A 20808-nucleotide genomic window follows, 5' to 3' on the forward strand; every position below is an offset into this window, starting at 1 on the left:
CTCCTTCGAGAATTAATCTATGAAGATTATCTCATCTGGAGACTGAGTTGCATACGTGTGTAGTATTTGACGCTTACTAATGAATTAGACCCAATTAAAAATATTTTGAATGCAAAAGATCAAACTAATTATGAGGACGAAAAACAGGACTATTATAAATTTTATAGAGGACATATAGAAAACTATCAAATAATAGAAGATATTTTTCAAAGTAAATTTGGTTATCACAATACAGATTACAAAGATATAATGAATTCTTTTTGGATTACATACAAATGTTTTTTACAGCTTGAATATCCAGAAATATTTTTGCCAAAAAGAGTAATAAGAAATAGAAAGTTGATCTCTTTAGAGGTGGGGGCTGTGAATGAAATATTATCTAAATATAGCTATCCACCGAATTATGGTGAAATAGATAAGGTATATGTGAAATTTTATCATTCAAATTTTCCTGAATTAATAGTTAAAGAAGGAGATACTTGGATAAACTTGTTGCTGCATAATTATGAATATTTTGGTCTTGTTCATGAAAACGATGAACTTAAAAAATTTGCTACTCGAACGCACACAATTGGTAATATTGCTGTTGTGCCTAAAGGATTTAATAGTGGTAGAAAATCTCATGATTATTGGGATTGGGGCATGAAATATTTAAATGAATTTTTAGCATATTTAGGCTCTTGGGAAATTTTTTTACGCATGCATTTTTTAGAGATGTATGTTGATAAACAGAAAAAAGTTTTACCTTTTTGGAAGGAACATCTGAAAATAAACGCAGATGTACTTCCAAATAGTACAGAAGATATTTTAAGTTTTTTAAAATTTGTTAATAGTGCAATTGAGGAACGTGGGAAATTGATTCTAGAATAGTTTTAGTTAAAAAAACTAGTATTTTTATAAATAGCATCTCAAATTCAAATAAATGAAATTAAGATGCTATTTATTTTTAGTCAGTGTTTTGATAGGTAAGCGTCAAATGATATAGCTACCATTCGTTTTTAATACTGTTATTTACTTTCATTATCCAACAAGTCACCATTCACTATGATTTAGAGCTAAATGCCGTTATGTTCACAACAGCATTCATTCCATTTTCACTGTTTTGCTCATACTCAAGCTGGTTAATCTCTAAAATTCGCTCTGCATGCGTTAATTCGTCTAAAAATGTGTACATATCATCATAATTATCCGAGCTAAATGCAATCGAATAGTTTGGTGAGTTTAAAGCAGGGTAAGATTCTGGTAAATCACTAGCTTCACTAGCCACTATTTTTGAGATTGCAATATCGGATGCTGATTCTATATCTTCTAATTCCACTAATAATTGGTCAATCAATATAGTTTTTGGCAATTGTCTTTCTAATTGTTCATTACGAACCGTTGCTTCACTGATTGCTTGTTGATTATCTTTTACTTCATTGATTAACTTTTCTTGTGACGCTATCTCCTCTTCTAACTGCTTCACTTCTGTTTGGGCAGGGTAAACGTATTTATAAAAACCAAAGATTCCCCCAAGGATAAGCATAAGCACAATAAAAATTAAGGCCACTGAATATCTTCTATTCCATTCTATAATCACATTAATCAGCCTCCTTTAATAAAGAATCCTTGTTAATGGAGAACGTAAACACAGCTAAGTATTCATCCTCTATTTGTTCCAACTCGACTAGATCAGCTTGTTCGACAAATGCAAAACCACGCATTGCTTGAGCAAATTTTGACGTATCGTCAATTGATTCCGCCTTTACACTTACCCTTAGACCATCTGTTATTGTAAACATATAATGCTCGATAGAGGATTGATCTGGTAGTATGGAATGGGCTTGCTGTACTACATAAGCACTTGGAAAAATAACGCCTTGTAATTGCTCGATATGCCTTTCTAACACATTTACTTTTTGAATCACTTCGCTTTCCTGACTTATTTCGTTAAGGTGTATACTATTCTTGGTTCTTACCTTCATTAGCGATTCTTGTTTACTATCTAAATAATTTTGATATAGAAAAAAACCAATACCTATCAGTAACGCACTTATAATAGAAATCCCGATTAAGACATACGGAGATGCATTCGTTTTTTTCTTTTCAACTAAATTAATTTCTATCATATGATTGATCTCCTTAACGTTTAATATGGAATAAAAAGAATTATTTTCTTAACGTTAGGCCATACAGTTCCGTATACTCTAATGGAAGCTCTTGATTATTTAATGGTGTCTGAACACTTAAATTAAATCTTTCCTCTAATAAACTTTTTATTTTCAAATGGTACTTAGAATCACCAGCTAACGCCATACGATCAATTTGCGCACTGTTATTCGTAATCGAATATTGATAAAAATCCATGAAACGCTCAATGGTGACAAATTGTTCTTCTACTATACTTTGAAAAGGTTCTTGATCGATTGAATTTGACGCATTATCTTCTTCTTGGTGATAATTGTTAGACACACTAGCTCCTTCAAGATAAATATGTCGATTAAAGATAGGGCGATCATTATGAAACACTGTCAAAACGATATCGGCTTTTCTCCACTGAATCAATAACAGATGCGCCTCTTTGTTGATTAAATCATGTGTAGCAAAAACCCGATAGACAGATAAGAAAGAAAAATCTGCGATCGTCAACTTGCAATTGGCTTGATGAAACACATCTATGTATGATTCTAAGCGATCCTTTGGATATGCAAAAAGTAAAATATGGCTTAAATCTTCCTCTTGTTTAATTATTTCATAATCAATGACAGGATTTTTAAATGGTAAACGAATTGAGTTATCTAATTCCATTTCGATATATTGTTTTATTTCTTCACCACTTAATTGCTTCGGAACAGCTTCATCACGTAACGTAACAAAAGCGTCAGGTACGCAAAAGGCTACTTCTTTGTTCCTCCAATTTTTTTCTTTGACTAAAGCTTTTAAAACACCTATGAATCGAGGCTTATCAATGATTTTTCCATCTTCTATTAAACCAGGCTCGAGTTTAATCTCGCCATGATCACTTGTTTGATTATTTTGATATAGATAACGAACAACATGATCTGTTAACATCAAGTTAATTCGATCCTTTTTGAGAAGTCCCATTTTCATCCGTCCTTAAAAAAATGATGTCATATACCAGTTCAACATATCTTGTCCGAAAAAGTAAGTAATACAAGCAGCTACACAAATAAACGGCCCAAACGGTATCGGTGATTTGCGATCTACTTTTTTTCTTATAAGTAATATCACACTAACAACAGTACCTATTAATGTAGCAATGAAAAACGTCAATAACACACCTTGATATCCAACAATTAAACCTAGTAAAGCAAATAACTTCATGTCTCCTGCACCCATTCCTCCTTTACTACTAATAATAATAAGAAAAATCATAATAAATCCTATCAGCGAGCCAACAATCGGAGACCACCATGGATCAAGCGGTGACAGGATTCGCATAAATAGGATGAATGGGGAAAAAAACAGCAAAATTTTATTGGGGATTAGCATATATTTTATATCAGAAACGATGATAATCGCACATATTGAAACTAACAATAGTGCCATAAGTAATTCTATTTTGAAACCTATTAAATAGTAGCTAAGCGCGAATAGTGAAGCTGTAAATAGTTCAATGACAGGATATATTAACGAAATGCTTGTTTTACAGCCTCTACATTTCCCACCTTGACGTATAAATGAAATGATCGGTAATAATTCATACCAAGATAAGTTTTTACCACATCGAGGACAATACGATCGTTCTGACTCTAAAAATTTTTTTGTTGGGATTCGTAAACCCACAACGTTAAAGAACGAACCAAACACACTTCCGAATATAAATAATATAATTGTAATAATAAGCTCCATCCTATTCTCCTAGATATGTATAGAGACCCCTTACATAAGGGATCTCTGAAAATATTAGCTGATTTAACCTCATTTTAATTCATACGTATTACTAGCCTCAACGAAACTAATTGTTCCAGTTGGTAGTTCACCATCGTCCTCTAAATATCCGCCAGTAACTAAATCAGCCACTGACATCCCATCAGTAAAATTGCCCTCAGCATCTGCTAACCTTGCTGCATCTAGAACTAATTCTATTTCTGCTTCACTTGCATTAGTCTCCGCTGATTCAATCACATTACCAATAGCAGGTACAGCAATTGCAACGATAATTGCTAGAATAACGATTACTGCTAATAGCTCAACTAATGTAAAACCTTTCTCACTACGTAATACCTTCTTCAACTTGTTTACCATTTCCTTACCTCCCCTAATTTGTATAAAAAAAAGACTCACATCATCTAGTACATTCATGGTGTCAGTCGGTTGCACTACTAGCTCCAATCTATCCAAGTGCCCAAATAAAGATAGATCTTCTTCACTCCTATATTATTTCATAACAATTACTATTATACTATAAACATGGTAAATGTCTATAACTTTAATACTATATTTTATACTTTTTTTAGATATTTTCAAACAAACTAAACATCGGGATAACAATCGACAAAACAATTGCTCCTACGACAAAAGCTAGGAAAATAATCATCACTGGCTCTATTAATGACTTTAGTTTATCTGAGCTTTCATCTAATTCTTGTTCATAGAATTCTGATACTTTTTTTAGCATGGCATCTACTGAACCTGTACGCTCTCCCACAGTAATCATTTGAGTAATTAATTTAGGAAATATCCAATGGTTCTTCATCGGCTCTGTTATTGATTCACCACTCTCTAATGAATCCTTCGATTGTTGAAGAACTTGCTTCATTACTTTATTCTCAATCACATTTTCCGTAATAGACACAGCTTGAAGAATTGGAACAGAACTATTTAATAATGAGCTCAGTGTTTGTGTCATTCTAGCTAATAGTGCTTTTTGAATAAAAACTCCAAATATCGGCATTTTTAATTTCATTACATCAAAATAGTATGACATTGTTGGATTTTTATTTAATAGCCGAACAATAATGACACTAAGTAAAGTGATGAGCAATAAGACCCACCAGTATGATTGGACAATCTCACTAATCTGTAAAACAACTTGCGTATAAGTTGGAATCTCTTGGTCAAATGACAGAAACATATTCGTGAATATCGGTACAATAACAGCTAATAAGAATATAGTAATAACAATCGCCACTATTCCCACAACGATTGGATAAGTTAAAGCGGTAATAATTTTCTGTCGTAATTGATATTGTTTTTCATAGTAATTTGCCATTCGATTTAATATTTCATCTAAGTTACCACTCACCTCGCCAGCTCGTACCATACTAATAAATAATTCTGGGAATAACCGCGGAAATTCTGCTAGGGCATTAGACAAGCTATTTCCTTCTTCAAGTGAATATTGTACTTGGTTTAATGATTTTTTTAACGGTTTACTATTTGTTTGCTCTTGTAGGATGACTGTTGCTTCAACTAATGTAATCCCCGCATCAATTAACGTAGCAAACTGTCGTAAAAAAATGACAAAATCTTTGTTTTTAATCGGTTTTCCTATATAAATATCTTTGTAAAGAATTGGATTCAACTCTTTTAGTTCAAACAAGATAAGACCATTCGCTTGTAAATGTCTCATTGCTTCTTTTTTTGTTTCACTATTCACCTTGCCTTTAATTAATTTGCCCTTTAAATCTTTTGCTTTATAAGAAAAATATTTCATCCATTTCACCTTCTTTCATCACAAGCAAGGAATCAATCGTTTAAATTTTCACATATGCCGCAGCATGCTTTTCACTTATCATGCCTTGTTGCAACAACCGTTTGATATCCATTGACATCGTATGCATGCCAAATTCTTTTGACGTTTGCATTGTGTTCGGTATTTGATGCATTTTCTCTGAACGAATCAAATTTTTTACCGCAGGTGTATTAATTAATATTTCAGTTGCTGCTATTCTTCCAGACCCTTTTAACAACGGAAACAATCGTTGTGAGATAATTGCTTCAAGCACATTTGCTAGTTGAATTCTGATTTGTCCTTTTTGATGCGCTGGAAACACATCAATAATTCGATCCATGGTAGATGCTGCATTTGTTGTATGTAAAGTACCTAAAACTAAGTGCCCTGTTTCTGCAGCTGTTATAGCGGTTGATATTGTCTCTAAATCTCTCATTTCACCTACTAAAATGACATCGGGATCTTGCCTTAAACACGCACGTAAACCTTTTTGGAAATTGATCGTATCAAAGCCAATTTCGCGTTGATCGATGAGACAATGATTATGCTGATGTAAATATTCAATTGGATCTTCTAAAGTGATAATATGCCGATTCATACGCTGATTCATATAATCGATCATCGAAGCCAATGATGTACTTTTTCCACTGCCTGTTGGCCCAGTTACTAATACTAAGCCTTGGGATAATTGCGCAATTTCTTTCATCACATCCGGAAGGTTTAACGAATCAATTGACGGAATTACTGTCGGTATTGTACGTATCGCTAACGAAAGGCAATTCCTTTGAAAATAAATATTCATTCGAAAACGTGAAACTTGCTTCACGCCATGTGACAAATCAAGCTCTCGTTCTTTCATTAGCTTATCCCATAATGTTTCTGTTAGAATTTCTTTTGTCATTCTCTCCGTATCTTCTGGCTTTAGTTTATTTTCACCGAAAGGTTGCAGTCTTCCATCAATTCGAAATATTGGTTGTGAACCAACTGTTAAATGGATATCTGAAGCATTCTTTCGATACGCTGATACTAACAAATCTTCTAAGCTGTAATGCACATGAATCACCTACTCTTCCGTTGCTACTCGTAATACTTCATCTATTGTTGTCAATCCATTTTTCACTTTTAATAATCCATCATCTAATAAAAATCGCATCTGATTATCTTTTAAATAGGCTTTTATTTCAGACATATTCGATTGATTCATCATTAAATTTTTTACTTTTTCATCAATGACTAACAATTCATGAATTGCTAATCGTCCTCGATATCCTGTATGTCTACAACTATCACAGCCTCCCCCTTCATACACTTCATTTATTTCAATAAAACGATTTTCAAGTACCCGTTTTTCCATTTCAGATATCGGTCGTGTTTTTTTACAATCAGGACATACCTTTTTCACCAAGCGCTGAGCCATAACAGCAGATAGTGCAGATACGACAAGATAAGGCTCAACACCCATATCAAAAAGACGCGGAATAGCAGCAATTGCACTATTAGTATGCAAGGTGCTAAAAACTAAGTGTCCAGTAAGCGCCGATCGAATAGCAATTTCAGCTGTTTCTCTATCTCGAATTTCCCCAACCATGATAATATTCGGGTCTTGCCTCAAAATAGATCGAAGTCCTTTAGCAAATGTCAAGCCAACAGTACTATTCACTTGAACTTGATTAATGCCTTCAAGCTGATATTCGACTGGATCTTCAATCGTAATAATGTTGACATCTTCCTGATTAAGTTCATTAATCGAGCCATATAACGTCGTTGTTTTACCAGAACCAGTTGGCCCTGTTAGCAAAATTAACCCAGATGGCTGTTTGATCGCTTCCCTATATTGAGTTAACGTTCCTTCTGAGAAGTCAAGCTCTGTTAACGTCTTAAAAATATTAGATAAATCTAATATTCGAATAACAATTTTTTCACCAAAAACAGTTGGAAGTGTGGAAATTCGTAGATCAACTGGTTTTGTATCAATCATTAAACGAATCCGCCCATCTTGTGGTAACCTCGTCTCAGTAATGTTTAATTCTGATAAAATTTTCACACGTGCAATTAGTGCATTTTGCAGTCTTCTTGGGACTGTTTTTTCAGAACGTAACATGCCGTCTACTCTATATCGAATGACCACTTTTGTTTCAGTCGGATCAATATGAATATCACTTGCTTTCATCGTTACGCCGGTTTGTAGTATTTGATCTAGTACTCTAACAGCTGGCGCGTCCTCAGCATCCATTTCTTCATCTGAATAGACATTACCCATATCATAATATTTATTGATGGCTTGGAGAATATCGTCTCTTGTTGCAATGACTGGCTTTACGATAAAACCAGTAGAAAGCTCCAAATAGTCAATTGCGTAATAGTCTAGTGGATCATTCATCGCAACCGTCAACACATTCTCGCGTTGTTCAATCGGTAATAAAATATATTGTCTCGCGAACTCTTTTTGAACTAATTCCATCATCGCGTCATCAATTGAAAATCGATATAATGAAACACTGTTTATTTTTAGATGAATCTCTAATACTTCTAACAGTTGGCGTTCAGTGATATATCCCTGTTCAACTAATGCATCGCCTAACTTCTGCTTTGGCTTCTTTTGTTCTAGCACCTGAATGATTTCTTGCTCTGTAATTAATCCGTGCTCTTTTAAAACATCACCGAGTTTTCGTTTCGTTCGGGTAACCATATGACACCTCATTCTATGTTAAATTTCTACATCAATCTATCTCTACCGATGGTTCTTTCGTAATTAAATCATCATCAGATGGTGAATCAGCTGATCCAAAAGGAAATTCACCTGACATATCTTTATATGTAACACCAGTTCCACCACTACCAGTTAGTGAATTACCAATTAATGTTCCGGTTATCATTGCTCCGGCTCCCACTTTAATATTAGCGTTAGGGGCTAGTAATAATAGATTGGAAAAAGAACCTCCATCAAAGGTTACATTGTTACCTCCAGTAACAATAAATCCTTTAAAACCACCACCACCTTTTAATGTTACATTAGCAGTTTTAGCAAATAATGAACCTATAATTTTTGTACTACTTGATAAATTCACACTATTATTTCCTGCCAAATAGACATTTACTTGGTTAACTGCACCTCCACCATTGATTTCACCGTAGCCCATCGAAAAAATATTTTTAACATAAAAATCAATTGTCCCTGTACCAATAATCTCTATATGTCCACCAGGAACATTTAGATTATCAACGACAATATCAACATTTTGGTTGTTCGTATTAATCTTCAACGTGCTATCGCCCGTTATTGAAATGCTGTTAAAGGAAATATTTTCCAATAAATTCAATGTATGATTTTGAGTTATATTTAGATTTCCATTGACATCAACTTTTTCAAACTTCTCACTTGTCGCTAGAGTATAAGAAGGGAAAATTGGAAACGAATCCACAATTCGCTGATATTCTATCCAAGGTAATATATTCGTATTTGGTTTTACTATCGGTGGTGTTCCTCCTGCATCATTCAAAGCATGATTAACCGCTGATTCTGGCACATATGCCGCTCCATCAGTTATTGATGTCCCACCGCTCATATTTATCGTATTTGAATCAGAAGACTCAACATAAACATTTCCGTTTAAAGTTGATGAACCCGATAAATGAATATTATTTTTAACGATCGCTACTGCTCTGTCTGGGATATTCAGTACATTTCCTGATGTCCAATTAATCTGAAATGGACGTGTAACCGTACGTGTTCTTTCGCCGATTACACCTTCTGAAATGATTTGATAGTTTCTAGGATTTGAAGTATTTAGCTCTTGGATGGAAATGTTCGCTGAGGGGTTGTCCTTAAATATGCTAGAAAAGTTAGTCAGTACTTTGTTATCTAATTCGTCTAACTTATTATTAAACGTCGTATAAAATTCTGCTTGATTACTAGTACTATCGTACACATCATTTACAATTGATTCTATCGATGCATACGTTTGATTCGCTCCTCCTTCTGCTATATAAAAAGTTGACTGGTAGGCACGATCAACACTGGACAAATTTACATTGGCAAATGATGCAGTAGCTAATGCTATACCTAATAAAGATAATACAGTCAACGTCATTAATACAGTAGCTAATATGGAACCATTCTCTTCTTTTAATCGTAGTTTACTAAAAAACAACACCGATCCTCACCTACTCCCTAAGGTATATTATTGTTGATAAGCGCTGTTGTTCATTTCCTGCATCTGCTGTACTGGCAATCGCAATGTCAAGCTCTAGATCGTTTTTTTTTATTTCAAATAATCCAATTTCATCACTAATTGAAGTTCCATTTTTCAATACATGTGGGGCACTGAATTCATAGCTATCTGAACCAATGTTTAACACATCATCCGTGACACTTACTTGACTAGGATTGTGTGAACGTACTTCTTTCGTTATCGTTGCCATGACATAACGAACCTGATCCTGATGTTCAATCATTTCTGTTTGGTTCTTGTATTGCTTTTGACCAAACATCATAGCAGAACCTACTAGCATAATAATGATTGACATTAAAGATAGAACCGCTAATAACTCTACTAACGTGATACCTTTTTGCTCCTTCCACATGGAAAACACCTACTATTCTTCCCAAAGGATTTTTGTTTCCATTTGACCTTTCAATTTACCTGATAGGTCGTATACATGAACAAGTACATTTTTTAACTTATCACTAATTACTTGATCTTCTCCGTCTTCCGCTACTGCAATACTAATTTTCACTTTATTCGAGTCTACTGTTTTAGTGAACTTATGCTGACCAGACGAATCATCATATGTATCTGTTTCGGTCTTTAATTGATTCACTCCATCTAAAAAAGACATCGTTTGACTAATATGATAAGTATTCTCTATTTCTGACTGCGCAATATAAGTCGCATCACTTATCTCGTCCGATACGTCTACTGTTTTCCTAGATTGAATGAAAAAAGTTAAGAATGTAACAATAATAATGGATAACAGTAAGATAGATGCAAGGACTTCTACTAGAGTCATAGCCTTCTCTTCACGTAAAACAGATTGATTGATTCGAAAACGATATAGTTTTCTCAACTTTAATTCATCCTTTTTTACCAGTACTTACATTTAATATAGTACATTAGAACCTATTTGTACATACTAAAGTATAAAAATATGAACTTTTTTAACTATATCATATTACCGGTGTTTTCTCATTTATTTCCTTGTATTTTTTTTCTTGATTTTCCGACAAAATTTAATGAACCTGTAATACATGTCATCATCGATTGATTTTTCAAATGATCTAGTACCTCTCGATAATCTTCCATCACCTGTTTATTCTCGTTTGTCGAAACATGAAATAAATCAATTGCTTTTGCAGCACGTGGATGATCAAAGCTAGTAAATATAATTTGATCAAATACCGGATCGACTAGCTGAATCATTTCTTCAATCGGTTTATCCTTGAACATCGCCATGATTAATTGTTTCTTTTCACTTGGATAATATGCTCTAATTGATTGAATAAATTGTGCAATACCCTCTGCATTATGCGCGCTATCTACAATAACTAATGGCTGATCTAACACCTGTTCAAACCGTCCACTTATGCTAGTATCTGCAATCCCTGTCAAAATAGATTGCTTCGTAAGACTTAGATTACTTTCATTTAATTGTAATAATGCTTGCACGGCTAACGTTGCATTATGTATCTGATAGACACCTCTTGTTCCTAAAGAGACAGGAAAGCGGTGATTCGCATTTATGAAATGAAATGGGTTTTTGTTATTTTCTAATTGATAGGAAAATTCAACACCGAGTTGAAAAAGTGGTGCTCTTTTTTCCTGTGCAATCGTTTTGATTACTGAGACTGCTTGCTTTGGCAATTCACCTATAATGACTGGGGTTTGCGCTTTTATAATACCTGCTTTATGTGATGCAATCGCTTCATAGGAATTACCTAAAAAATGCTGGTGGTCTTTTCCTATCGTTGTAATAATACTAAGAATTGGCTTTACAACATTAGTAGCATCATCCTTTCCACCCATTCCCGCTTCAATTAAAGCAATATCAGCATGATCTTTTAAGTAATTGAGCGCAACAACCACAATGATTTCAAACGAGCTTGGCGGGTCTCCTTTCAAATCTAAACGTTCGATTTCCTCTAGTAATAAAAGTAAATATCTAATAAATGATTCATCAGTAATTGATTGTCCATCCAATTGAATCATTTCATTTCGAGTTGTTAATGATGGAGAAGTAAACGTTCCCACAGTGTAATTAGCTTGCTGTAATGCGGATGCCATAAACGCTAGCGTTGAACCTTTTCCATTCGTACCTGCAATATGAATTGCCTTTAGCTTCTTTTCGGGATGGTTACATGCCTTCAACAATCGTTTTATTCGTTGTAATCCAGGTTTAATTCCTATTGTTTCTCGTTTATCTAAAAATTGATTGACTTGTTGTATTGTTTGTATCATATGATCCCTACTTCCATTACCATTGTTTTTCCGTCATAATATACTATAGTATATCAAATCATCACAAGAAAGGATTGGAGGCCATGCATGGATGGGTTGTTTATAATGGACATTTACAAAGTGAAGCATTCCTCACTTTTTCACAGTGGATATATGATGCGGGCAAAAAACTTGGTATTACGATGGAGCAACGAAAAAACAATGAGGTTTTCGTATTATTAGAGCAGGATAAGCCGTTAATTGATACGCTAAATTACCAACAGAAGCCTGATTTCGTTGTTTTTATTGACAAAGATATTGCGTTGGCTAAACAATTAGAAGCGATTGGTATACCTGTATTTAATTCAGCACAAGCGATTGCCACCTGCGATAATAAAGTCGACATGTATCCTGTGTTAAACCAAGCTAGTATTGCAATTCCAAAAACAGTCATTGCACCAAAAATATTTTCTAAAGAAAAAGCAATACAGTTATCTCCCTTTCATCAATTAGAAGAAACTTTTCAATACCCTTTTATTATTAAAGAAGGTTATGGCTCTTATGGTCAACAAGTATATTTGATTCACAGTCGAGAGCAGTTGGATGAGAAAATACAAGAAATTGCCGATCGCCCTTTTTTATTCCAAGAATTCATTTATTCTAGTTATGGGAGAGATCTGCGTATTTATGTAGTAGGAAATGAGGTAGTTGCTGGATTAGCACGCACGGCTCAAGATGATTTTCGTGCAAATGTTGCGATCGGAAGTACAGTGAAAGCACACTTACCTACTGATAAGGAAAAAAAACTAGCAATTGATGCTGCACAAGCGGTTGGCACAGATTTTGCTGGAGTGGACCTGTTGTATGATGAAAATGAAGAACCGATTGTTTGTGAAGTTAACACCAGTGCACATATTAAGAATATTTATGATTATACAGGAGTGAACATTGCTGAACATATTATGACTTGGATCGTGAAAAAACAAATGAGTGAAAACAATCATTTTTATCCTCATTAAATTAAAACCCAAGCGGGTCAATCCACTTGGGTTTTAATTTTAACCTTTTAGCTCTTGTAATCGTTCCTTAACTTTCTCGCGTTTGTTGAGATAGTCTTTTTCTTTTTGACGTTCTTCTTCTACTACTTTTTCAGGTGCTTTTTTAACAAAACCTTCATTTCCAAGCTTCTTCTGAACACGTTCTACTTCCTTATTTAATTTATCTAATTCAGTATTTAATCGTTCAATTTCTTTATCAATATCGATTAAACCTTCAATAGGTAAATACAGCTCTGCCCCAGTAACTACTGCTGACATTGCTTTTTCTGGTGTAGTTACCTCTGTAACAATAGTTAATTCACTTGTATTACAGAATCGCTCTAGATAATGACGATTTGCTTGTAATTGTGATTCAATGGTTTCATCTCCAGCTTTTACAAAGAGCACAATTTGTTTAGACATTGGTGTTTCCACTTCCGCACGAATATTACGAACAGAACGAATAATCTCAACAAGACGATTCATTTCTTCTGCAGCTTGCGCATCATGTAATTCTGGACGAACAACCGGCCATGCAGCACGCGTAATAGATTCTCCTTCATGAGGTAGATGCTGCCAAATTTCTTCCGTAACAAAAGGCATTAACGGGTGAAGCATTCGCATGATTTGATCTAACACATAAGCAAGGATCGATCTTGTCTTTTGCTTAGCCGCTTCATCATCACCATACAATGGAAGCTTCGCCATTTCGATATACCAATCACAGAAATCGTCCCAAATGAAATTGTAAAGATGGCGACCAGCTTCACCAAAGTCATATCGATCAGCATGTTTATTCACTTGCTCAATGGTTTCATTTAAGCGTGTTAAAATCCATTTATCAGCAACTGACTTTTCACCTGACAAGTCAATATCTTCGTACTTTAATCCTTCTAAATTCATTAAAACAAATCGAGAAGCATTCCAAATTTTATTAATAAAATTCCACGTTGATTCGATTTTTTCATATTGGAAGCGTAAATCCTGTCCAGGTGTAGAGCCTGTTGCCAGGAAGTAACGTAAGGCATCTGCACCATATTGGTCAATTACCTCCATTGGATCAACACCATTTCCTAATGACTTACTCATTTTTCTTCCTTCTGCATCACGAACCAGACCATGAATTAACACGTCTTTAAATGGGCGTTCATCATTAAATTCAAGCGATTGGAAAATCATCCTTGCTACCCAGAAGAAAATAATATCATAACCAGTTACTAATACACTTGTTGGGAAGAAATGTTTAAAATCCTCACCTTCCGCATTTGGCCAATTTAATGTTGAAAACGGCCATAAAGCAGAAGAGAACCAAGTATCTAACACATCACTATCCTGTTCCCAGTTTTCGATATCTGCTGGTGCTTCTTTCCCTACATACAATTCACCAGTTTGTTTATGATACCAAGCTGGAATTCGGTGTCCCCACCACAATTGACGTGAAATACACCAGTCACGAATATTATCCATCCAGTGAAGATACGTTCCTTCAAATCGGCTTGGTACAAAATTAACTTTTTCTTCTTCTGATTTTTTCTGGAGTTCTACTGCCGCTTCTGCTAAAGGCTTCATATTTACAAACCATTGCGTTGATAAATAAGGCTCTACTACCGCTCCGCTTCGTTCAGAGTGGCCAACTGAATGCATATGCTCCTCTATTTCAAATAAAACACCTTGTTCTTGTAAATCTGCCACCAATTGCTTTCTACATTCAAAACGATCAAGCCCTTGGTATTTACCAGCGTTCTCATTCATTGTACCGTCTTCATTCATTACTAAAACGCGTTCTAGATTGTGGCGGTTTCCAATTTCAAAATCATTCGGGTCATGTGCAGGTGTAATTTTTACTGCTCCTGATCCGAATTCCATATCAACGTAGTCATCAGCTACAATTTCAATTTCTCTACCTACAATCGGTAAAATTACTTTTTTACCAATCAAATGCTGATAGCGTTCATCATTAGGGTTTACAGCCACCGCGGTATCACCAAGCATTGTTTCCGGACGAGTTGTCGCAATCTCAATTGCACCTTCTTCGTCCTTTAGCGGGTAACGCATATGATAAAAATGACCTTTTACTTCCTCATGAATTACTTCGATATCAGACAATGCTGTTTTTGTTGCTGGATCCCAGTTAATAATATACTCCCCACGATAAATGAGACCTTTTTCATACAAGGAAACAAACACTTCTTTTACTGCGTTTGAAAGTCCTTCGTCCAATGTAAATCGTTCTCTTGAGTAATCTAAACCTAAGCCAATTTTAGCCCATTGTTCTCGAATAAAGGAAGCATACTCTTCTTTCCAATCCCAAGCTTTTTCAAGAAACTTTTCCCGACCAAGTTCATATCGGTTTGTTCCTTGCTCTTTTAATTTTGCTTCTACTTTTGCTTGTGTAGCAATACCTGCGTGATCCATTCCTGGTAGGTATAACACATCATACCCTTGCATTCGTTTCATTCGTGTAATGATGTCTTGAAGTGTTGTATCCCACGCATGACCAATATGTAATTTTCCTGTTACGTTTGGTGGTGGAATAACAATTGTAAATGGCTCTTTGTCTTTATCTCCACTTGCTTCAAAAAATTTTCCGTTTACCCAGAAATCATAGCGGTCTTTTTCAACTGCTGCTGGATCGTACTTTGGTGGTAAATTCGTATTGTTTTGCTCCACGCTATAATCCTCCTTCATTCCTTTAAAAACTGTTTCATGAAAAATCATTACCCATCATTTTTTTGTTATTTGTAAAAAGTGGTGATGTAATGTTCGCTCCATAACACCTATAATAAAAGACTTTATAATTAAAATTGTGGTTATTCTTGAACCGCAGATAAAATATACTCGCTTTCCGCAGGCACGGCTCGGGCCCACATGAGGTGGGTCAGTTAGACGTTGTCACAGGATGTGACGGTCTTAGTCTAACATACATCCAAGTGGATCTTCGGACTCGTGCTGTTCTTGCAGGAGTCTCGTATATTTTCTCTGCTAGGGTTCTCATGTTTTAAAAATTCCTATCCCTTTGCTTTATCTAACAAAAGAATCCACGTCTTCTAATATAGAGCCTACTATTCTACATGAAATGGACGTAAAAAACCCTTTTCATCCTAATTAAAGGACGAAAAGGGTCTAGTTTCCGTGGTACCACCTTCATTTGCATGTTTAAATAAGCACACATGCACACTCATTAATGATGTAACGATTCTTCACCGGCTGCTCTTACTATTATTTCTGAGAAGCTGCATCTGAGGCGACATTCCAAAACGGACAGTCCTAGAAAACCTTTCAGCAAATGGCTTTCTTCTCTGTTGGGGTCGATTTTGTACTCTTCCTCTTCTTAGCATTTCAAATTGATTCAATTGTATATTCGTTATTGTATACAATTCTCAGCATAAAAGTCAATATATAAACGAAATACAGTAAAATTAGAACATCTGATTTAGTGTAATCATACTATACACCAAAAGAATGATTTGAGGTGTAAATCATGAGTCGTTACTATCGTTATCGTTTACCACCATGGTGCCGAACTTGGTTAATCATTATTGAACGATGTATGTTACCTGTTTTGATCGTTCAATGTCTACGTACATTATTTTTCCCAACAACATTAGATGTATTCTTACTTGGGCTATTTACTGGTATTTATGTAGCTTTTTATTTAGAGTGGATCTAAGTTTGTTCTTCTTGGTTGTTTTCAATCATTTTTTCTCGAGCGATTTGCTGTTGTTCTTGAACCATTAATCCTGCCATTAACCTACGATAGCCTTGGATTAGTGAAGGAATTAGTTCTATTTGTTTACTTTCCCTCTCAAAGTACTGTTTAATGGTCTTCAAATAAGGATCAGGCTGTAATAAATAAATTGCTAATAAGCCACGTTGACTATTTGTTAGTGGATAATTTTTTTCATAATAAGGGATTGCTTGGGTGATCTGTGACATGTCCGTATCGTGTGTAGCTGTCTGGTAATAAACGAAGGATGCAATTTCTGTCATAGGATCACCTATATGCGTATGCTCCCAGTTGATTAGATAACCATAATCATCAGTTGCGACATAATGTGATGTCGTTGCAAACCCATGGCATACCGATTGATATCCGATTTCTTCTTCCTTTATATCTATTAAATAATTATCGTACCAATTATTTAGTTTTTGAAATATAGGTTCTATCTCATGGAACTGTGTACAGAGCTCTAACCCAAAAGGAGATAGATAACGTTTTTGCTCTACTTGCTCAACATAATCCACCAGTGATGAAAGTTTCTTTTCTGTTTCAAGCTTATCCCTCTTTATTTGTTCTTCTGTCAAAGAAAGGTTAACATAATGACGTTGTTTTGTTACGTCATGTAAACTCCCAAGCACTCCAAAAAAATCTTTATAGGAAAGATTCATTGGTGTGTTTTCTTGTTGACCCACCCATGGCATAACATAATAAATGGCTGATTGACGTAAGGTAAAAATAGTACCTTTTAAATTCTGAAATACAGGTAAAATAAAGGATAACTGTCTTTTTTCCCTCAATTGATAGACCTCATACCAATTATTTAATGTAGTCGGTGTAAGTGACGACATTTTTAGTGCGAAGATTCCGTTTTGGCTATATATTTTCCACAGACGAGGAGTTATTTGCTCTGCTCTAAATTGCTCTAATCCATAATGTTTTAAGACCTCTTTTAATTGCTCGATCCCTTTCACCTCCTTGTAGGTTAAAAGAAAAAATGGTAACAACACAACAATGTGCAGCTACCAAGGAAATCTCATCCTGATAAATTTAAATTATTTATTTCTTTTTACGTTTATTAGGAATATATAAAATTTGACCCGCCGATAAGTCATCATTTTCTAATGCATTTGTTTGTGAAAGCTGTATCGTTGGTACTTTATAGCGTTCAGCTATGGTTGCTAATGTATCAGATTCTTGAACAATACACATACGTAGTTTTGTATAAGATTGTTCTTCTTCATGGTTAAATAAGTGAACAATACTTGTTTCGTCTTCTGTTCTTTCTGTTTCAAAGGACTCCTCAGATGGCATTTCATTAATTTCTATACTTTCAATCGATTCGATAGACTCCACTGATTCTACTGACTCAATGGATTCATCTGAAGACTCTGATGATTCAATCGGCTCTGTTTTTTTACCAAAAAAGTCGGCAAATGATTGCGATTTATTTGTTGGCCATCTGCCTGCTTTTTCATTATCTACATTGTCTGTTGTTTCCTGACTTGATTCATTCGATGATTCTATTTCTTTTGATTCATTTAACTCTGCCGATTCTTCTAATTCTTCTGCCTGGTCTTTTATTTCTGGTTCTGCCACCTCAAAGCGAAAAGTATCTGAATCGTTTGTTTCTTCATCGAAGTCAACAGCTACTTGCTCTAATTCACTATCTTCATCCTGCTCTTCACTGCGTTCTTCACAATCAATTCCATGTATAGCAATAGTCGCGTTTAATCGTAGTTTGCTTTGTTCTGGGATTTCATAGTCAAACGTTTCAATACCAACTAAAACATCATCTAAATTAGAAACTCGATGTGACGGAATGGAGATTTCAACAGGAAATTGATGGGCAAAATAATTCACTCCATCTTCTTGCCGTTCAACTGTATCCAAATATCGTTGATTAGGGTACTCTCGAATATCAAGTGTTTCATCAATATAAACTGGATTAGCATCAAGGTCTACATAATATTCCCCTCTTAATTCCATAACACCTCGGACAGATATGTGGTCTGAAAATGTCTGTATAGAAATTTCAGGTTCCAAGGAAATATGGATCATCTCCCCTACTTCCTGTCCGTTTTTCAATCTTAATGATTCATCTAATTCAAATGTAAATACATTCTGATTATGATCTGACACAAAAATTCCTCCTCTCCAAATCAAATACCATTAGACAAACAATCTTCTCTTTTACAGGTATATGATTTTATTCAAGAAATATGCTTAAAACATGTAAAGGAGAGGAGAGGAGATTTACAATTTTTAAGGAGGTTTTGAGAGGAAGTTTTTAAGTGCCTAAATGCTTTATTTATGTATAGTATTAATTTTAAAATCGTTTGTTGAAGAGACTGTCTAGGGCATATTTACTTTCCATACATCGTGCTCTTTTTTCACACCAATAAATAAATGATACGTAATGGAGCCGAATGAAACTTTCAAATCAACAGAATCTGCTTTCGATGAAATAGAATCATAATTCCTAAAGGTCAATACTAAGTTTTCATCTTTTAATTGACGTTCTTTATAATATTCATTTTTAAATTCTAAAAAATTAGGTGTTGTCTCACCATGATAGGTTAACGAATAAATGCCTTCCAAATCATTTTTAGCCACTGAATGTAGATAAACTAAGACAATGTGTTCAGACGAAAAAGATCTGAGATAACTGATGTCTTTGTCTTCCTTAAACAGCTTATAGGCGGAGATTTCTTCTTCTGTTAGGTTATTTAAATATGAAAATTCTATAGTGTCTTCTTTTACATTTTCGTTGTTATTATTTGCTTCATTCTCGATAAAACCCGTTAAAAAGAATAAGGTAGTTAATAACGTAACAATGATTTTATACATCTTCCATTTCGCCTTCTTTGTTAGTTGTCTATATAAGGACAGATCCTATATTAACGAAAATGCTAGCTTAATAAAATTTCCGAAAAACAATACGAATGCTAAAAACACTGATAATCCCAATGTAAGAATGACGGTAGTTACACTCATCGCCATCCCTTTCCAATCTTGAATACCAGCAAAGCCTATTACACCGAAAACTAACGTTATTAGAGTAATAATTAAGACCAAATTTAAAGGATGGAAATTTAGAACAGAGTAATCAATAGGGCTTGAAAAAGAAACGATATAAAACAAAAAAATGCAAACGAATGAAGATATGAAAGAGCGCATATTAATTTTTTTCATAAGAAAAACACCTTTTTATTAAAGAATTTTTTGATCGACTGGTCCTAATTAAATTAGCGTTTAATATCTGTAAAATACCGATATAAACTTATTACCCCTACTACAATTAACACGGTCATAGCAACACCATAAAAAATTGACTTAAACGTATGACTAAGTGAATCCATACTACTTACCATTGAAGAACTTAAAACAAAAAATAATATCAATACTGTGATTTTTCTGTTTTCCAAATATCTCTTCCTTTCAGATAAAAAGAATTTTTCAGTTTAACGTTACTACTAAGTTAGCTGATTGTAATGTAGTAAAAATAGTTATTTCTTATATTGCCTATTCTTTTTGTTTAACCTCTATTTTCATATCCATATCTAGTTTAAATGACTCCGAATTATTATTCCATTTTACTGTCACTTCGACCTTTGTATTTTCAGTAACTTTTGCATTCGTTGGGTTTGCTTCACCATTCACTATAAGAACACCATTATCGTCTAATGTGACGCCGTTTCCATCAAAGCTACCAACACTATCTATACGATAAGCAATTTCTCCAACAGATTTAACATCATCTCCCGTATACTCAAGTACAAGTTCCTGATTTTCAAAATCATTACTAGTTTGAGTAACTTTTAATGTTGCTGACCAGTTTTCTGTCTCTTCAGAAAAAGTAAATGTTTTGGAATCCTTTACACCGCAAGCTACCAAAAACAGTAATAAAAACGCTAATAATATCAACTTCGATACATATAC

20 protein-coding genes, 1 riboswitch and 1 other annotated feature are annotated in these 20808 nt (G+C 34.5%); of the genes, 3 read left to right on the top strand and 17 right to left on the bottom strand.

What is annotated here, in order from left to right:
* Positions 1-66: 66 nt before the first annotated feature.
* Entirely contained in the window at positions 67-870 is an 804-nt protein-coding gene (locus ACH6CY_RS12730; protein ID WP_374067708.1) for a hypothetical protein, read from the top strand.
* A gap of 172 nt (positions 871-1042) precedes the next feature.
* On the opposite strand, the gene pilO is transcribed toward ACH6CY_RS12730, so the two are convergent.
* The 12 genes from pilO to ACH6CY_RS12790 form a co-directional block, all read right to left on the bottom strand.
* Positions 1043-1579 carry a type 4a pilus biogenesis protein PilO gene (gene pilO, locus ACH6CY_RS12735; protein ID WP_374067709.1) on the bottom strand — a complete coding sequence of 179 codons (537 nt, stop codon included), beginning with the start codon at positions 1577-1579 and terminating at the stop codon, positions 1043-1045.
* 1 nt (position 1580) lies between these two features.
* Positions 1581-2108, bottom strand: a complete 528-nt coding sequence (locus ACH6CY_RS12740) for a hypothetical protein (RefSeq protein ID WP_374067710.1) — start codon at positions 2106-2108, stop codon at positions 1581-1583.
* A gap of 40 nt (positions 2109-2148) precedes the next feature.
* The gene (gene pilM / locus ACH6CY_RS12745; RefSeq protein ID WP_374067711.1) at positions 2149-3084 is read right to left on the bottom strand and encodes a type IV pilus biogenesis protein PilM; all 936 of its coding nucleotides are present in this window, start codon (positions 3082-3084) and stop codon (positions 2149-2151) included.
* A gap of 12 nt (positions 3085-3096) precedes the next feature.
* Positions 3097-3852: a prepilin peptidase gene (locus tag ACH6CY_RS12750; RefSeq protein ID WP_374067712.1), complete on the bottom strand. Its 756-nt coding sequence runs from the start codon at positions 3850-3852 to the stop codon at positions 3097-3099.
* A 69-nt stretch (positions 3853-3921) separates the two neighbouring features.
* On the bottom strand, positions 3922-4248 hold the full coding sequence (locus ACH6CY_RS12755) for a prepilin-type N-terminal cleavage/methylation domain-containing protein (protein WP_374067713.1): 327 nt from the start codon (positions 4246-4248) through the stop codon (positions 3922-3924).
* A gap of 54 nt (positions 4249-4302) precedes the next feature.
* A riboswitch (cyclic di-GMP riboswitch) is annotated at positions 4303-4385 on the bottom strand.
* Between the two features lie 71 nt (positions 4386-4456).
* A complete protein-coding gene (locus tag ACH6CY_RS12760; protein WP_374067714.1) occupies positions 4457-5659 on the bottom strand; it encodes a type II secretion system F family protein in 1203 nt (400 codons plus the stop codon).
* Between the two features lie 40 nt (positions 5660-5699).
* The gene (locus ACH6CY_RS12765; RefSeq protein ID WP_374067746.1) at positions 5700-6731 is read right to left on the bottom strand and encodes a type IV pilus twitching motility protein PilT; all 1032 of its coding nucleotides are present in this window, start codon (positions 6729-6731) and stop codon (positions 5700-5702) included.
* A 9-nt stretch (positions 6732-6740) separates the two neighbouring features.
* The gene (locus tag ACH6CY_RS12770; protein ID WP_374067715.1) at positions 6741-8366 is read right to left on the bottom strand and encodes a GspE/PulE family protein; all 1626 of its coding nucleotides are present in this window, start codon (positions 8364-8366) and stop codon (positions 6741-6743) included.
* A gap of 31 nt (positions 8367-8397) precedes the next feature.
* Complete coding sequence (locus tag ACH6CY_RS12775) at positions 8398-9828, bottom strand: pilus assembly PilX N-terminal domain-containing protein (protein WP_374067716.1); 1431 nt, start codon at positions 9826-9828, stop codon at positions 8398-8400.
* A 13-nt stretch (positions 9829-9841) separates the two neighbouring features.
* Positions 9842-10261 (bottom strand): PilW family protein, encoded by a 420-nt coding sequence (locus ACH6CY_RS12780; RefSeq protein ID WP_374067717.1) that lies wholly within the window; start codon positions 10259-10261, stop codon positions 9842-9844.
* Positions 10262-10273: 12 nt separating this feature from the next.
* Complete coding sequence (locus ACH6CY_RS12785) at positions 10274-10744, bottom strand: type IV pilus modification PilV family protein (protein WP_374067718.1); 471 nt, start codon at positions 10742-10744, stop codon at positions 10274-10276.
* Between the two features lie 119 nt (positions 10745-10863).
* The gene (locus ACH6CY_RS12790; protein WP_374067719.1) at positions 10864-12132 is read right to left on the bottom strand and encodes a bifunctional folylpolyglutamate synthase/dihydrofolate synthase; all 1269 of its coding nucleotides are present in this window, start codon (positions 12130-12132) and stop codon (positions 10864-10866) included.
* Between the two features lie 83 nt (positions 12133-12215).
* Between ACH6CY_RS12790 and ACH6CY_RS12795 the strand changes: the two genes are divergently transcribed.
* Entirely contained in the window at positions 12216-13130 is a 915-nt protein-coding gene (locus ACH6CY_RS12795; protein WP_374067720.1) for an ATP-grasp domain-containing protein, read from the top strand.
* Positions 13131-13169: 39 nt separating this feature from the next.
* Here ACH6CY_RS12795 and ACH6CY_RS12800 read toward each other — a convergent pair whose 3' ends face one another.
* Positions 13170-15836 (bottom strand): valine--tRNA ligase, encoded by a 2667-nt coding sequence (locus ACH6CY_RS12800; protein ID WP_374067721.1) that lies wholly within the window; start codon positions 15834-15836, stop codon positions 13170-13172.
* Between the two features lie 417 nt (positions 15837-16253).
* Positions 16254-16490, bottom strand: a binding site (T-box leader).
* Between the two features lie 139 nt (positions 16491-16629).
* Between ACH6CY_RS12800 and ACH6CY_RS12805 the strand changes: the two genes are divergently transcribed.
* Positions 16630-16818 (top strand): hypothetical protein, encoded by a 189-nt coding sequence (locus ACH6CY_RS12805; RefSeq protein WP_090857548.1) that lies wholly within the window; start codon positions 16630-16632, stop codon positions 16816-16818.
* On the opposite strand, the gene ACH6CY_RS12810 is transcribed toward ACH6CY_RS12805, so the two are convergent.
* The 4 genes from ACH6CY_RS12810 to ACH6CY_RS12825 all read right to left on the bottom strand — a co-directional run bounded on the left by ACH6CY_RS12810 (position 16815) and on the right by ACH6CY_RS12825 (position 20763).
* Positions 16815-17876 (bottom strand): hypothetical protein, encoded by a 1062-nt coding sequence (locus tag ACH6CY_RS12810; RefSeq protein WP_374067722.1) that lies wholly within the window; start codon positions 17874-17876, stop codon positions 16815-16817. The genes ACH6CY_RS12805 and ACH6CY_RS12810 overlap by 4 nt on opposite strands.
* 49 nt (positions 17877-17925) lie before the next feature.
* Positions 17926-19008: a stage VI sporulation protein D gene (gene spoVID / locus ACH6CY_RS12815; RefSeq protein ID WP_374067723.1), complete on the bottom strand. Its 1083-nt coding sequence runs from the start codon at positions 19006-19008 to the stop codon at positions 17926-17928.
* A gap of 213 nt (positions 19009-19221) precedes the next feature.
* Positions 19222-19716, bottom strand: a complete 495-nt coding sequence (locus ACH6CY_RS12820; protein WP_374067724.1) for a hypothetical protein — start codon at positions 19714-19716, stop codon at positions 19222-19224.
* A gap of 675 nt (positions 19717-20391) precedes the next feature.
* Complete coding sequence (locus ACH6CY_RS12825) at positions 20392-20763, bottom strand: hypothetical protein (protein WP_374067725.1); 372 nt, start codon at positions 20761-20763, stop codon at positions 20392-20394.
* Positions 20764-20808: the final 45 nt, after the last annotated feature.

Origin of the sequence: Paraliobacillus sp. JSM ZJ581 (assembly GCF_044383835.1) — a bacterium.
Taxonomy (GTDB): domain Bacteria; phylum Bacillota; class Bacilli; order Bacillales; family Amphibacillaceae; genus Paraliobacillus.